This window comes from Pseudomonas sp. GV085 (assembly GCF_003050925.1).
Classification (GTDB): Bacteria; Pseudomonadota; Gammaproteobacteria; order Pseudomonadales; family Pseudomonadaceae; genus Aquipseudomonas.
The window spans coordinates 26,618-41,265 of the sequence record NZ_QAOV01000020.1 but is presented as its reverse complement, the minus strand read 5'-3'; the positions used below and the strand labels follow the sequence as shown (position 1 = coordinate 41,265).

11 protein-coding genes are annotated in these 14,648 nt (G+C 61.4%); 6 read left to right on the top strand and 5 right to left on the bottom strand.

Translation table 11 applies throughout. The features are described 5' to 3' along the window. Positions 1-457: 457 nt before the first annotated feature. From C8K63_RS28240 to C8K63_RS28230, 3 genes are all read left to right on the top strand, one after another. The gene (locus C8K63_RS28240; protein WP_108219689.1) at positions 458-1,474 is read left to right on the top strand and encodes an arginine N-succinyltransferase; all 1,017 of its coding nucleotides are present in this window, start codon (positions 458-460) and stop codon (positions 1,472-1,474) included. A 52-nt stretch (positions 1,475-1,526) separates the two neighbouring features. Next, positions 1,527-2,561, top strand: coding sequence for an arginine N-succinyltransferase (gene astA, locus C8K63_RS28235; protein WP_108219688.1), 1,035 nt, complete (start codon positions 1,527-1,529; stop codon positions 2,559-2,561). 141 nt (positions 2,562-2,702) lie between these two features. After that, on the top strand, positions 2,703-3,572 hold the full coding sequence (locus tag C8K63_RS28230; RefSeq protein WP_108219687.1) for an oxaloacetate decarboxylase: 870 nt from the start codon (positions 2,703-2,705) through the stop codon (positions 3,570-3,572). A gap of 170 nt (positions 3,573-3,742) precedes the next feature. Here the strand turns inward: C8K63_RS28230 and C8K63_RS28225 are convergent, their stop codons facing one another. Then, the gene (locus tag C8K63_RS28225) at positions 3,743-4,816 is read right to left on the bottom strand and encodes a diguanylate cyclase (RefSeq protein ID WP_108219686.1); all 1,074 of its coding nucleotides are present in this window, start codon (positions 4,814-4,816) and stop codon (positions 3,743-3,745) included. 198 nt (positions 4,817-5,014) lie between these two features. On the opposite strand from C8K63_RS28225, the gene C8K63_RS28220 reads away from it, so the two are divergent. From C8K63_RS28220 to C8K63_RS28210, 3 genes are all read left to right on the top strand, one after another. Next, complete coding sequence (locus C8K63_RS28220) at positions 5,015-6,469, top strand: NAD(P)/FAD-dependent oxidoreductase (protein ID WP_108219685.1); 1,455 nt, start codon at positions 5,015-5,017, stop codon at positions 6,467-6,469. Between the two features lie 22 nt (positions 6,470-6,491). Next, a complete protein-coding gene (locus C8K63_RS28215) occupies positions 6,492-7,448 on the top strand; it encodes an alpha/beta fold hydrolase (protein WP_108219684.1) in 957 nt (318 codons plus the stop codon). A 135-nt stretch (positions 7,449-7,583) separates the two neighbouring features. After that, entirely contained in the window at positions 7,584-8,990 is a 1,407-nt protein-coding gene (locus tag C8K63_RS28210) for a VOC family protein (protein WP_108219683.1), read from the top strand. A gap of 523 nt (positions 8,991-9,513) precedes the next feature. On the opposite strand, the gene C8K63_RS28205 is transcribed toward C8K63_RS28210, so the two are convergent. The 4 genes from C8K63_RS28205 to C8K63_RS28190 form a co-directional block, all read right to left on the bottom strand. Further along, entirely contained in the window at positions 9,514-10,092 is a 579-nt protein-coding gene (locus tag C8K63_RS28205; RefSeq protein ID WP_108219682.1) for a hypothetical protein, read from the bottom strand. 327 nt (positions 10,093-10,419) lie between these two features. Further along, positions 10,420-11,493: a lipocalin-like domain-containing protein gene (locus tag C8K63_RS28200; RefSeq protein WP_108219681.1), complete on the bottom strand. Its 1,074-nt coding sequence runs from the start codon at positions 11,491-11,493 to the stop codon at positions 10,420-10,422. Next, entirely contained in the window at positions 11,483-13,954 is a 2,472-nt protein-coding gene (locus C8K63_RS28195; protein WP_108219680.1) for an ABC transporter permease, read from the bottom strand. The genes C8K63_RS28200 and C8K63_RS28195 overlap by 11 nt, the downstream gene beginning before the upstream one ends. Position 13,955: 1 nt before the next feature. Next, on the bottom strand, positions 13,956-14,624 hold the full coding sequence (locus C8K63_RS28190) for an ABC transporter ATP-binding protein (RefSeq protein WP_108219679.1): 669 nt from the start codon (positions 14,622-14,624) through the stop codon (positions 13,956-13,958). Positions 14,625-14,648: the final 24 nt, after the last annotated feature.

Sequence of the window (14,648 nt, the reverse complement as noted above, 5' to 3'; positions counted from 1 at the left end):
AAACGGATCCTTCAGTCATTTCCTGCCAGGTTTTCTGTTATGGCTGACCGCAATCAAGGCAATCACCTACAAGACTTTACGACATCGGCGTAGTCCCTTGGTACAGGCACTTCGCCCCTTTTTCGGGCACGGCCAGACCACGCGAAAATTCACTAGACAGGCAGGACGCGATAATTAAATACTCCTTTCAACGGACTGTTAAATCATGTTCCACACTCATCCAGCAGGAGCCCGGACACCCTTTCTCGAATACCCGATCAACGCATCTGGCCAGGCATCGCCTGCCGCCGAATCGCCCGTTTCTTGTTTAATGCGGTCCACTCCAATAAACATCTGACAAGAAAAAGAGTGGCGCCTGACAACGTTCAGACGACCACCGGTTGAATGTGTGGAAAAACCGACAGTGATAGTCAGGTTCGGCCCAAACCGTCGAATCGTTTGATACAGGAGTGTCTCCATGCTGGTCTTGCGTCCAGTCGAGTCAGCCGACCTGCCCCAGTTACAAAGGCTGGCTCGTGAAAGCCTCGTGGGCGTTACATCCCTGCCCGACGATAGCGAACGGTTACACGGAAAAATCCTCGATTCCTGTGCGTCGTTCGAGAAGGACGTCGCGGGTCATGGCCCGGAAAACTATTTCTTTGTGCTCGAAGACCTGACGACGCAGCACCTGGTCGGCTGCTCGGAAATCCTCGCTACGGCGGGGTTCAACGAGCCGTTCTACAGCCTGCGCAACCGGCACTTCACCAGTGCCTCGAGGGAACTGAACATCGAGCACGGTGTACCGGCCTTGTCGTTGTGCCACGACCTCAGTGGCCACACCCTGCTGCGGGGCTTCCATATCGATGCCGCGCGTGTGCGCAGCGCGCATTCCGAACTGCTGTCGCGGGCGCGCCTGTTGTTCATCGCCGCCCACGCCCGGCGTTTTTCCGAAACGGTGATCACCGAAATCGTCGGCTACAGCAGTGATGAAGGCCACTCGCCATTTTGGGATGCCGTGGGCAAGCATTTCTTCGACTTGCCCTACGTCGAGGCCGAACGGCTTTGCGGCCTGCAGAGCCGCACCTTTCTCGCCGAACTGATGCCGCAGTATCCGATTTACGTGCCCATGCTGCCCCAGGCGGCACAGGACTGTATCGGCAGCATCCACCCCGACGGCCAGGAAGCCTTCGATATCCTCGAGCGTGAAGGCTTCGAAACCAACAGCTACATCGATTTGTTCGATGGAGGCCCGACCCTGTATGCGCGCACGTCGGGCATTCGTTCCATCGCCTACAGCCAGTGCGCTATCACGCGGCCGGGACCTGTGATCGATGCCCGCGGCAGCTTTCTGGTGAGCAACGAGTCCTTGAAGGATTACCGGGCCATCGTCGCCGATCTTGATTACATCGCCGGGCAACCCGTGACACTGGACGCAGCCATGTGCAAGGCGCTGAAGGTGACCGAGGGCAGCCCGATCAGGCTGATCGCCCTGTGAATACCCGCCAGCGACGTCACCGCCCGAGCACACACGAACAAGGAACAGCCGCATGATTGTCCGTCCGGTCCAGATCACCGATCTGCCCGCCCTGGTCACGCTGGTGCGTCAGGCCGTTCCGGGACTTACCAGCCTGCCGGCCGACGAAGAACGCCTGGCCCACCGGATCCGCTGGGCCCGACGCACGTTCGCCGGGCAGGTCGATCGGGCCGATGCCGATTATCTGTTCGTGCTCGAGGACGACGAGCAGCAAGTGGTGGGCGTCAGCGCTCTGACGGGGGGCGTCGGCCTGCGCGAGCCCTGGTACAACTACCGGGTCGGGCTGACGGTCAGTGCGGCACCGGACCTGGGTATCGAGCGCCAGATCCCGACCCTGTTCCTGAGCAATGAATTGACCGGGCAATCGCAAGTCTGCTCGCTGTACCTGCGCGCCGATCAGCGCCAGGGCAGCAACGGCCGTTTGCTTTCGCTCGGACGTTTGTTGTTTGTGGCCGAGTTTACGCAGCTGTTCGGCAACCGGCTCATCGCCGAGTTACGCGGCAGTGCCGACGAACGAGGTGGCTCGCCGTTCTGGGACAGCCTCGGCCGGCACTTTTTCAAGATGGATTTCAGCCACGCCGATCACTTGTCCGGGCTGGGCAACAAATCGTTCATCGCCGAATTGATGCCGCGCCAGCCGCTGTACACCTGCCTGCTTACCGAACAGGCCCAGGCGGTGATCGGCAAGGCCCACCCGAATACCGAGCCGGCCCTGAAAATCCTCAGCGCCGAAGGGTTTGCCCACAAGGGCTACATCGATATCTTCGACGGCGGACCGGTCCTTGAAGCCCCGGTTTGCGGGATCCGCACCGTGCGCGACAGCCAACCGCTGTCACTGGCCATCGGCTCGCCGGACGATAAAGCGCCCCTCTGGCTGATCCACAACCGCCGCCTGGAAAACTGCCGCATTACCTGCGCCCCGGCCCGACGGTTGGGCAACAGCCTGGTGGTTGACCGCCTGACCGCCAAGCGCTTGCAGCTGCAACCCGGCGACTCGGTGCGCGCCGTGCCGCTGCCTGACCAACGGCAACAGGCCGAGGCGGCGTGACTCATCAGCTCCATCGTTGCGACGTCAATCTGACTGACCCGGCAAATTCGTCATCATTCTCCCCCTGCGCGCGTGATAGCCTTTTAATCTTCGGCGTTGACACTTTTGCTCAAGCCCCTCCATTCCATTGGTGGAACTCATATGTCCAGGCTTTCCCATCAAGATTTGCGCCGCAATTTTCGCCAATTGTTCGCCTCCGACACCTGCTACCACACAGCCTCGGTTTTCGACCCGATGTCGGCCCGCATCGCCGCCGACCTGGGCTTCGAAGTCGGGATCCTTGGTGGTTCGGTCGCCTCGTTGCAAGTGCTGGGCGCCCCTGACTTTGCCCTGATCACCCTCAGCGAATTCGCTGAACAGGCCACCCGCATCGGCCGTGTCGCCCAGTTGCCGGTGATTGCCGACGCCGACCACGGCTACGGCAACGCGCTCAACGTCATGCGCACCATCGTCGAACTCGAACGGGCCGGCGTCGCCGCGCTGACCATCGAAGACACCCTGCTGCCTGCGCAGTTTGGCCGCAAGTCCACCGACCTGATCACGGTCGCCGAAGGTGTCGGCAAGATCCGCGCGGCACTGGAAGCCCGCTGCGATAAGGAAATGGCGATCATCGCCCGCACCCATGCGGGGATTGCGCCGGTGCAGGAAATCATCAGCCGCACCCGGCAATACCAGCGCGCCGGGGCCGACGGTATCTGCATGGTGGGCGTAAAGGACTTCGACCATCTGGAGCAGATCGCCGAGCACCTGAGCGTGCCGCTGATGCTGGTGACCTACGGCAACCCGCTGCTACGCGATGACAAGCGCCTGGCCGAACTGGGTGTTCGAGTGACCATCGACGGCCATGGCGCTTACTTCGCCGCGATCAAGGCAACCTACGACAGCCTGCGCGAGCAACGCCAGATCCTCACCCAGACCTCGGACCTGAACGCGACCGAGCTGACGCACACCTACACCCAACCCGAGGAGTACATCCGCTACGCGGAAGAGTTCATGAGCGTGAAGGAGTGACGGTCTCAACAGACACTCCGCCTTCGCGAGCAGGCTCGCTCCCACAGTTGATTTTTGTTGAACACAAATTCGTATTCACCCCAGATCCTTGTGGGAGCGAGCCTGCTCGCGATGAGGCCATCACAGCCAACATCCACATCGCCTGACACGCCGCTTTCGCGAGCAGACAATCACACCGAGTCGAGCAGTTCGGGATGGGGTTTCCCATTACCGCAACAGATCACTCGATTGCGCCCGGTGGTCTTGGCTTCGTATAGCGCATGGTCGGCGTCATTGAGCCAGAGCATTGCGTCGGCGTGGGCCGGGTTGAAGGAGGCCAGGCCAATGCTCAGGCTGACTTTCAGCGCCGGGTTCTGCTCGTCCCCCAAGGTGGCGAAGCGATCGCGCAGGGCCTCCATGACGGCGGCGGCGCGGTTCAGGGGCAGGTCCGGAAGGATCACGCAGAACTCGTCACCGCCGTAGCGCCCTGCCACATCGGTCGCTCGCAGGCTGTGCTTGAGCATTTTGCTCAACTGACGCAGGACGATGTCGCCGGCAACATGGCCGTAGGTATCGTTGATGGCTTTGAAATGGTCGATATCGATCAGCGCAATCGCCCCGCCTTTTTGCTGACGTTTGCAACGCTGGAACTCGACCTCCAGCTGGTCCTTCCAGGAGCCATGGTTCAGCAGGCCCGTCAGGCTGTCGGTGCGGCTCAGTGCCAGCAGTTCACGCTTCTGACGGCCGAGGGCATGGGCCTGGCGAAAGCAGAACCAGCCCAGCGCCAACGGATACAGGCACAGCAATGGCAAACAGGCATAGAGCTGCACCGGGCTGGTAGCAGGAATGAACGCCGGGGCGAAAATCTGCAAGCCTACGCAGAGGCCCAGCACTTGCGCGGCCGTCCCGGCCAGCAGGAAGCGCAAGCCGCCGATGGCCACGTTGTGCATGGCCATCATGGAGATGGTGGTCGCGCTGGGCAGTGGATTGAACTGCATGGCGGCAATCCAGAAGCCGCCGAGAAAGGCATCGATCAGCAGATTGCGGTGTTCGGCATGATAGGGCGTCCTGGCCCGGCGCGCCCATTGGTAAGCCAGGTGCGGCCAGACAAGGCCATTGAACCACATGAATCCCCAGACCCAGGGCGCCGGATCGAGTGGATACATCGCCGCGCTCACACACACCAATCCCAGGGCCACCCCCAGGATTCGCGATGTGTAGAGCCTCCTGGCCAATGAAGATCCCTTTCCTCCCGTTTTTACCATAGGGCCTCTGTGCCACTCGACGGAATGCGATAACAGCCTGCGCCTGTGTGCTGGAGTCTATCAGGATGAAATCAAATAGCCATCACCGACTGACAGGCTGAATATCGCGACATCACGCTCGAATAAAAGCAAAAGCCTCGTCTCCAGAAACGGCTATACATGAAAGAAGGGTTGATCAATGACCATAAGAGGAGGCCCATGCAGACCTTTCAAGTATTGATCATCGGCAGCGGTTTTGGCGGACAATGTGCTGCAATCAATTTGCTCAAGGCCGGCATCGACGATTTCCGCCTGCTGGAGCGACGGGATTTCTTCGGCGGCACCTGGTGCCAGAACACCTATCCCGGCGCGGCAGTCGATGTGCCCTCGCCGCTTTACTCCTTGTCTTTCGCCCCGTATCGCTGGACGCAAATGTTCGCAGGACAAGCCGAACTGCACCGCTACACCCGCCATGTGGTGGAACGCTTCGGCCTGCGGGACAAGGTGGAACTGGACGCTAATGTCGAGCGCATCGAATGGGACGACGCCAACAAGCGCTGGACGGTTTACACCGCCGACAAAGGCACATTTTGCGCGCAGTTCCTGATCAACGCGACCGGGCCGCTGAGTCAACCGGTGGTGCCGTACTTCAACGGACAGGAACGTTTTCAGGGCAAGACTTTCCACACCAACAACTGGGATCACGGCTACGACTACCGGCAAAAATCCGTGGCCATCGTCGGCAGCGGCGCCAGTGCGGCCCAGGTCATTCCGGCCATTGCCCCGGACGTCGGGCACTTGCATGTGTTCCAGCGCACGCCCCACTGGGTATTGCCCCGGGCTGATCACAGGTTTGGCCGCTTCCAGCGCTGGCTGCTGGGGCTCAAGCCCGTCTACAAGTTGCTGCGCTGGGGTATCTACTGGCAATTCGAAACCCGGGTGTTTGGCTTCAAGTATTCGAAGCCGGCCGTGCACAGGGTTCAGCGCCAGGCCCTGCGCTTCCTCAAGCTCCAGGTGCCGGACACCGAACTGCGGCGCAAACTGACGCCGGACTACACCATGGGCTGCAAACGGGTGATTTTGTCCAGCACGCTGTACCCGGCACTGGCCCGCCGCAACGTGACGCTGCACAGCCGCGAACAAGGCATCGCGGCCATCGACGAAACCGGCATCGTTGCCCTCGATGGCCAACATATAGACGTGGACCTGATCGTCTGGTCCACCGGCTACGATGCCACCGACGGGGTGATTTGCTACCCGGTAACGGGCAAAAACGGCACCTGTCTCAAGGAGGTCTGGGCACAATACCCGCGGGCCTATCTCGGCACCGCCCTGCCCGACTTCCCCAACCTGTTCATCGTCACCGGGCCGAACACCGGCATCGGCCACACCTCGGCGCTGTTCATCATCGAATCCCAGATGAATTACATCCTCGATTGCATTCGCACCTTGAGGGATCAAGGTTTACGCAGCATCGAAGTTCGCCATGAGGCAGAACGTACCTACACTGAAATGATCCACCGGGAAATGGAGCGCACCGTGTGGAAGTCCGGTGGTTGCCATAGTTGGTATCAAAGCAGGAGCGGTCATGTGATTGCCATGTTTCCGGGGTTCAGCTTCAGCTTTCATCGCTTGACCCGAGCGCTGAAACCCGCCGATCACATTTTGTCCTGAGCAGATACAAGGGAGACGCATGATGCTTTTGTTATTCGTCGTTCTCGCAGTGTTCGTCGCCTGGAGCTGGCTGACCTACCCGGCCATCGGCTACTGGCTCTATGACTTGAACATGGCGGCCGAGGCCAAGTTGTACCGGCTGCACAAAATCGTCGTGCCTATCCCCGAGATGACCGTCTCGACCTGGCAAGGCGGGCCGTACGAGGCCACCAGCAGTGTGCTGATGCTCCATGGCTTCAGCGCTGACAAGAACCTCTGGCTGCGTTTCGCCCGGCACTTTGTCGGCAGTCACCGGGTGATCATCCCGGACATCGCCGGCCATGGCGAAACCGGCTTCAAGGCCGGCGGCGGCTATGACATCCCGCTGCAGGCCAAGCGCATGATCCAGCTGCTGGATGTGTGCGGGGTGGAGAAAGTCCATGTCATCGGCAATTCCATGGGTGGCTACATGGCCGCATGGCTCGCAGCCACGTACCCCGAGCGCATTGTGTCCTTGGCACTGTTCGACCCGGCGGGTGTCACCGCGCCCGAGCCCAGTGACCTCGAGCGGCATTTGGCCAGGGGCCACAACCCGTTTCTGATTCACTCGCGCGAAGAATTCCAGCGCTTCTACGCCATGACCATGGCTTCGCCACCCTGGGTACCGAAGCTGGTTCTCGATGCCGTCGCCCAGCGCTATGAACAGTCCCGCGAGGAGCTGGAAGAAATCTTCCGTGAAATGCGCGCCAGTCCGCCGATGGAACCGCACCTGCCCGACATCACCGCCCCGGCCCTGTTGCTGTGGGGGCGCAAGGATCGGCTGATCGATGTCAGCAGCGTGGCGGTCTGGAGCAAGGGCATCGTCGACCTGCGCGTGCATATCTGGGACGCCGTCGGGCACATGCCCATGGTGGAAGCCCCCACCGGTTCGGCGCGGCTGTATCGGGAGTTTTTGGCATCGCTGCGCTCGGAGAGCCCACAGGATCAACGACTGCACTAGGAAACCAATTGAGAACGCCCCCTAGGCATGCAGTCCTTTGCAGAATGAAGTTCGTCAGAAACTTCGTTTGTCGGCGTCGCTCAAGGCTGCGATCTTTCGTCCATCCTTTACGTCACCGCGCCAGGAATCCTGTTCATGAACCACCCGAACTTCGTCAGCCCTGACCTGATCCGCCAACGCTTCTCCAAAGCGATGTCCGACATGTATCGCGAGGAAGTGCCGTTGTACGGCGCATTGATGGAGCTGGTGGAGCAGACCAACCGTCACGTACTGGACAGCGATCCACAGGTCGCACAACAGCTCACGAGCACCGGCGAAATCGAGCGCCTGGACCTGGAGCGTCATGGGGCGATCCGCGTCGGTACGTCCGCTGAACTGGCGACCCTCGCCCGCCTGTTCGCGGTAATGGGCATGCATCCGGTGGGTTACTACGACCTGACACCCGCCGGCGTGCCGGTGCATTCCACGGCTTTTCGCGCGGTGCATGAAGCGTCGTTGCAGGTCAGCCCGTTCCGGGTATTCACCTCGCTGTTGCGCCTGGAATTGATCGAAGACCTGGAGCTGCGAGCGTTCGCCCAGTCGATGCTCGACCAGCGCGCGATCTTCACCCCCACGGCCCTCTCCCTCATCGAACGTGCCGAATCCCGGGGTGGCCTGACCGAGCAGGAAGCCCTGGAATTCGTCGAACAGGCCCTGGAAACGTTTCGCTGGCACCACAGCGCCACCGTCACTGCCGAGCAGTATCGACAACTCAGCGCCCAGCATCGTCTGATCGCCGACGTGGTGGCGTTCAAGGGCCCCCACATCAACCACCTGACACCACGGACCCTGGACATCGACATCGTCCAGGCGCAAATGCCGGCCCATGGCATCACCCCCAAGGCGGTGATCGAAGGCCCGCCCCGCCGCCAATGTCCGATCCTGTTGCGCCAGACCAGTTTCAAGGCCCTGGACGAGCCGATTGCCTTCACCGATCAAAACCAGGCTCGCGGCAGTCACAGCGCCCGATTCGGCGAAATCGAACAGCGCGGTGCCGCTCTAACGCCCAAAGGCCGGGCACTGTACGACCGCTTGCTCAATGCCGCGCGGGACGAACTCAAGGACTTTCCCAACGAAGCCAACGCCGCGCGTTACAACGCGCTCATGGCGCAGCACTTCAGCGAATTCCCTGACACCTGGGAAGGCATGCGCCAACAGGGCCTGGCTTACTTCCGCTACTTCGTGACGGAACAAGGCCTGGCGGCGGGTGACCTGACAAACGCCGCCCTGGAAGACCTGCTCGGCAGCGGTTGCCTGCGGGTGGAACCGCTGGTGTACGAAGACTTCCTGCCGGTCAGCGCGGCGGGGATTTTCCAGTCGAACCTTGGGGATGCGGCGCAGACCCGTTACGGCGTTCACTCCAACCAGCAAGCCTTCGAACAGGCTCTGGGGCGGCCGACGATCGATGAACTGCAGCTGTATGCCGACAGCCAGCGGCGTTCGATCGAGCAGTGTTTCGCGGCGTTGGCCGATGTTGTTCAAGTCAATAAAAAACATGACTGAACGACTTCTCACCGCTCAATAAAAAAACGGGCGACCTGTTGGTTAATGCCGATCAGTTAAGCGAAAGGGAATCACTGTAGGAGCGAGCTTGCTCGCGATGGTCGTTAACGATAGCGCGTGTTTACTGGCTAAACGCGGCGCTCTTGAGTCCATCGTCGGAACGCCGCCCGGAGCAAGCTCGCTCCTACAGAGTCCTTAACTGACTGGCATTAGCGCCTGTTGGTCGCCTGTTTTTTTATATCCGAAACTTTCAAAACAGCAAAAAAAGTGTTCGCCCAGTGCACTGGCCTCGGCAATCCATGCACTGGTAAAGAGCCTTGCACTGGGCGAACGGAAAGTATTTTAGTAGAAGTGGCTAAATATGTCGGTGGGGCAAAGATGAAATTTATCGACATCATATGTAATAAAATGTCGACGTAAATCCTATCCCGCACCGAGCCACAAACTCACCAGTTCGGCCATACGAGTTGATTATTCCTGTACAAAACCTGCACAAAAACAATCAACCCGTTCAGAGCCAATATTAGTGCTGGCTGGTCACCGTCAATACATCGGTATAAACCACGTTCACGCTTTGCCCGACTTTCAAGTCCTTGAGTTTGGCCTGGACTTCAGGTCGTTTGACGTCAACAGTCTTGGACTGGCCTTCCGGGTTTTCGAAGGTCACCTGGTTTTTCTTCACGTCAATGTGGGTGATTTTCAACTGCACTTTCACCTGACGATAAGCTTCGCCACCCGGGTTGGCGCTGCCTGGCGCTGCGCGAATTTCGCCAATGGCTTCGGCGGTGCCGGGCAGGCCTTTGTCGATATCGGTGTCGAGGTAGGCTGCAACGGCGCTGGTGACCGTAATGTCCACCGTATCGCCGGCCTTGAGGTTATCGAGGTTTTTCGCCTTGTCGGTCAACTGCACCGGGAACTCGTTACCCTGCGGGCCTTTTAGAACCACGGAATGGTTCGCGGCATCAACCGAAACGACTTTGGTGGAGACTTGATCGGCCACCACGACTTCGGACAGCGGAATATCGGCGGCAACTGCGCCAAAACTGGCGGCAGACAGCAAGGTTGCGAGGGTGATGGCTTTGCTCAGTGCGTGGCGTTTCATAGACAGAACTTTCCCTGTGATTGATGGCAACAAACGGCGTTGAAAACGGGCTCAACGCCGTGTGTGCGAGTGAGCATAGACGCTGTTCAGCGAGTGGTCGCGCCAGGGCGGTGATATTCCTTGCACAAGCCCCCTAGTACCCACAATGCTGTTCACTTAAGGAAATTGTAGGAGCGAGCTTGCTCCGGGCGGCGTTCCGACGATGGATTCAAGTGCGCCGCGTTTAGCCAGTAAATACGCGTTATCGTTAACGACCATCGCGAGCAATCGAGCGTCGACCGGCTGCTCCTACAGAGGACCACATTCGCTTAACTGAACAGCTTTGCCCTAGTACCCGGTCATTTCCAGATATCCGTTCCCTGCATGACTGCCACTGAGGCGCACCGGGCCTTCCCAATATGGAATGCGCAAGTCCATCCAGGCCTGGGGATTGAGCGCGGTGATGGCGATATCGAGGTGTCTGGCGGGGATCTTGATCGACCAGCGCACGGGCATCTCGCGTCCTGCCACGCGGGCGGTGTCTTGTGGCGCGAGGCTGATGTCGCTGGCGCGCAGCAATTGTGTCTGGCCCCGGGCGTCGATCCAGGTGCCGATGAGGTAAGGCTCGCCGTCCTTTTGCCGCATGCGATACAGCATCACCTGCTCGCCGCTGTCCAGGTGCAGGGAGAACCAGTCCCAACCGGTCTGATTGCCTGTCAGGGGCTGGCTGCTCCATTCGCGGTCAAGCCAGGCCGGGCCACTGACCTGAAAGGTCTGGCCGTCGATGTCCAGCGTGCCGCTGGCCTGGAAAAACGGCTGGCTGTAGTAATACGAGGCCTGACCCTGCTCGGATTTCTGGCTGAACCCCTGGTCCCCCTGAAGCACCAGCGGACCTGTCGAGGTCAACCGCAACCGGTAGCTGAAACGCCGGTTACGAGCACTGAGCTGCAGGTCGGCCAACGGGTCGTCGGCAGTCGCCTGGCTGCGTAACTGCCAGTCGTCGATCCACGCATTGAACGGCGCGACGCTGACACCGGCCTGACCGACGCCACCACGAGCATAGCGTTCAGCCGCGTGATGCACCGTCGCCGATGTCACCGCCGCGTGACCGAGCCAGATCGTCTGATTCTGCCAACCCGCCACCTCGGGGGTGGCTTTCAAGGCACTGCGGAACAACGTCCATTGCGCGCCGAACTCATGCCCCTGATCGTCCTTCAGATTGGCCGTGACGTACCACCATTCGATGCGAAAGCCGTCGTGCGGGCCGTGATCCGCCGGGAAGCTGAACACCCGACCGGGCACCACCTTCGTGAACGCAGCTGCCTGGTTACCCAGCCCGGCAAAACCCTTTTCTACCGGTGCCGGTTGATCGCAACCGCTCGCCAGCAGCGCCAGGAGCAACACGCAGGCTTTAATCTTCATGGGCAAACGTCCGCAGCAGGTCCGCCGGTTGCGTGCGGTACAAACGGTACAACGGCCAGGCCGAGGCCAGCAGCGTCGCCACCAGCGCCAGCCCCATCAATTGCAACAGTTGCCATGGAAACACCCGCAACGGCAGGCGCCAGCCAAAGGCCTGCACGTTGATCACCGTGTCCAGGCACCACGCCAGGGCGATGCCCAGCGGTAACGCCAGCACCAGGGTCAGCAGCGCCAGCAACCAGGTTTGCCCGAGGTTGAGCAACATCAAATGCCGACGTGTCACCCCCAGTGCCCACAGTGGCGCCAGTTGCCCGAGACGGCTCTGGCTTTGGGTCAACAGACTGATGAACAGCGCCACCCCGGCCACGCACAGCGTCAGGCTATTGAGCGCGGCGGTGGCGGCGAAAGTGCGTTCGAAAACCTGCGTGGACCAACCCTTGAGCCGCGCCTGATCGACGATGCGGCTGTCGTCGAGGGTAAAACGCGCCTGCAGCGCCGCGACGAACGCCGGGATCGACGCCGGCTCGATGCGCAGGTTGAAGCGGCTCGGTGCCAATTGCGGCCAGCCGCGCAGCAGGTGATTGATATTGACCAGAATGTGGCCCTTGGGATTGCCGTAGTCGGCGTAGATCCCGACGATCCGCGGCGACCACGGGCCGGTTGGCGTCGGCAGCGTCAGTTGATCGCCGAGCTGCACGCGCAGGCGCCGGGCCAGTTGCTCGCTGAGCATCACCGCATCGTCCTTGGCCAGTCGCTCCCAAGGGTTGTCGCCCAAGGCTTCGAGCAACGGCCAGTGCTGGCGATAGGTCGGGTGGTCGATGATCCCGGACAGGTCCGTCGGCCAGCCCTGCAACTGGATCGACACCTGCCAGTTGGGCAGCACTGCCGCCAGTTGCGGCTGCTGGTTGAGCCAGTTGTGCAGCTCCCGGGCCTGGGCCGGGTTCTGTGGGTTTAGGTAAAGCTCGGCCGTCAGCCGTTGCTCAAGCCAGTCGCTGAAGGTTTGGCGGAACCCCGCGGTCATGCTGCCGGCCCCGATATTCGCCGCCATGGCCAGCAGCAGCGCCATCAACGCCAGGCTCAGGGCCGGCAGTTGCTGGCGGCAATCGGCGACAAACCACTGGCCGAGCACCGAGCGACTGCGCTGCGAACCGAGACTGAGCAGCGAACTGAGCACCACCGGCAGTGCCAGTGCGGCACCGATCAACAGCGCCGCCATCAACACGAAGCCAATGACCAGGCTGTCACCGAAAGTCAGCGCCAGCAACGCGATCGCCCCGGCCATTGCCGCCACCCCGCCCTGGCGTCGCAACCAGCGGGCATGGGCCTGATGCCAGGCTTGCGGGTCGGCCAGCGCCAGCAAGGGCAAGCGCGCCGCCCGCAACAGGCTGCTGGCACCGGCCAGCAACGCGCCGATCAGGCTCAAGCCGATACCGCTCAACCACCACGACAGGCTGAGGCTCAACTGCCCCGCCACTTCGGCGCCGTACAAGCCACGCAGGCTGGCGGCGACATCGGGCAACAGCACACCGGCCAGCAGGTAGCCGCTGACCACCCCGGCTACACCGCCGATCAGGGCCAGCCCACCCAATTCGACGGCGAGACAAGCGATCAGCATCCGCGCACTCACACCGCAGGCACGCAAGGTCCGGAGCAAGCCTCGTCGCTGCTCCAGTGCCAACCCGATGGCGGCGTGCACGATGAACAGACCAACCACGAACGACAGCCCCCCCAGGGCATCGAGGTTAAGGTGAAAGCTTTCGGTCAGGCGCGCCAGGTTGTTTTCTTCACCGGCGCTCTTGAGTTGCAGCTGCCCCTTGAGCGAATCCGGCAGCGGCGCAGTGAAGTCCTTCGGCAACAGCAGACGCGACAACTGATCCGGCAACCCCAGAATCTGCTGGGCAAAACCGATGTCCACCAGCAGCACACCGGGTGCCATATCGGCCTGCACATGCAACGGCGGCAGTGCCGCGCCAGCCAGGGTCAAGGGCTGGTCACCCTCACGCAAACCCAGTGCCTGCAAGGTTTGCGACGATATCCAGGTAGTGCCCGGCGGGCTGAAAAAATCGACCACCTGCTCAATCGCCAGGGCCTGCCCGGCCACCGCCGCGCCCGCCGGCAGCGACACCGGCTCGATGCCCATCAACTGCAAGCGCTGCTCTTCATGGCCTTTGAGCGTGACTCGCCCTTGCAGTACCGGTGACACCGGCCACCCCGCTCGGCGCAGATCGATAAACCATTGCTGCGTGAACGTGCCGCCACCGGGTGCACCGAGACTGGCCTGAGGTTCGCCGCCGATCAACTGACTGGCGCGGGCATAGCTGTCGCGGGCCTGGCTGTTGAGTGCCTGGACGCCGGTCAGCAGGCTGGTGGCCAGCCACAACCCGGTCAGCACACTGAAAAACTGCACCGGGTGCTGCCGCCAGTGGCTGAGCAGAGCGCGCAGGGTTTCGCCAAAAATGCGCATGTCAGCGCGCCCCCACACCGGCAAGACGACCACCGCACAGCAGCGCTTTTTCCGCCAGCCGCGCCGCCACGCCGGGACTGTGGGTGACCATCAACAGGCTGGTGGGACTGTCGTCAAGCAATTCCAGCAGCAACTGCAACACCTCGGCGGCGGTGGTTTCATCGAGGCTGCCGGTGGGCTCGTCGGCCAGCAGCAGTTGCGGGCGCGACGCCAGCGCCCGCCCCAGCGCAACCCGTTGCTGCTGGCCGCCGGACAGTTGCTCCGGGTAGCGCCGCAGCAACTCGCCCAGGCCCAGGCGCTGCACCAGATGCGCCTGCCAGTGTGGGTCATGGCGCCCGGCCAGACGCGCCTGAATCGCCAGGTTGTCTTCGACCCGCAGGCTGCCAATCAGGTTGAACTGCTGGAACACCAGGCCGATTTCCGTGCGGCGCCAGTTCGCCAGTTGCCCTTCATTCATCTGCTCCAGACGATGCCCGCCACTGCGAATGCTGCCGCGATCGATCCGGTCCAGCCCGGCGATCAGGTGCAGCAAGGTGCTTTTGCCACTGCCCGACTCGCCCATCAGTGCCAGGCTGCTGCCGGGCCTGAGCGTCAGATCGACGCCTTGCAGCACCGGCAGCGGCCCCTGCGGGGTGGTGTAGCTTTTGAAAACGCCATGGACTTCAAGCATGGGTCAACCTGCTGGATATGCCTG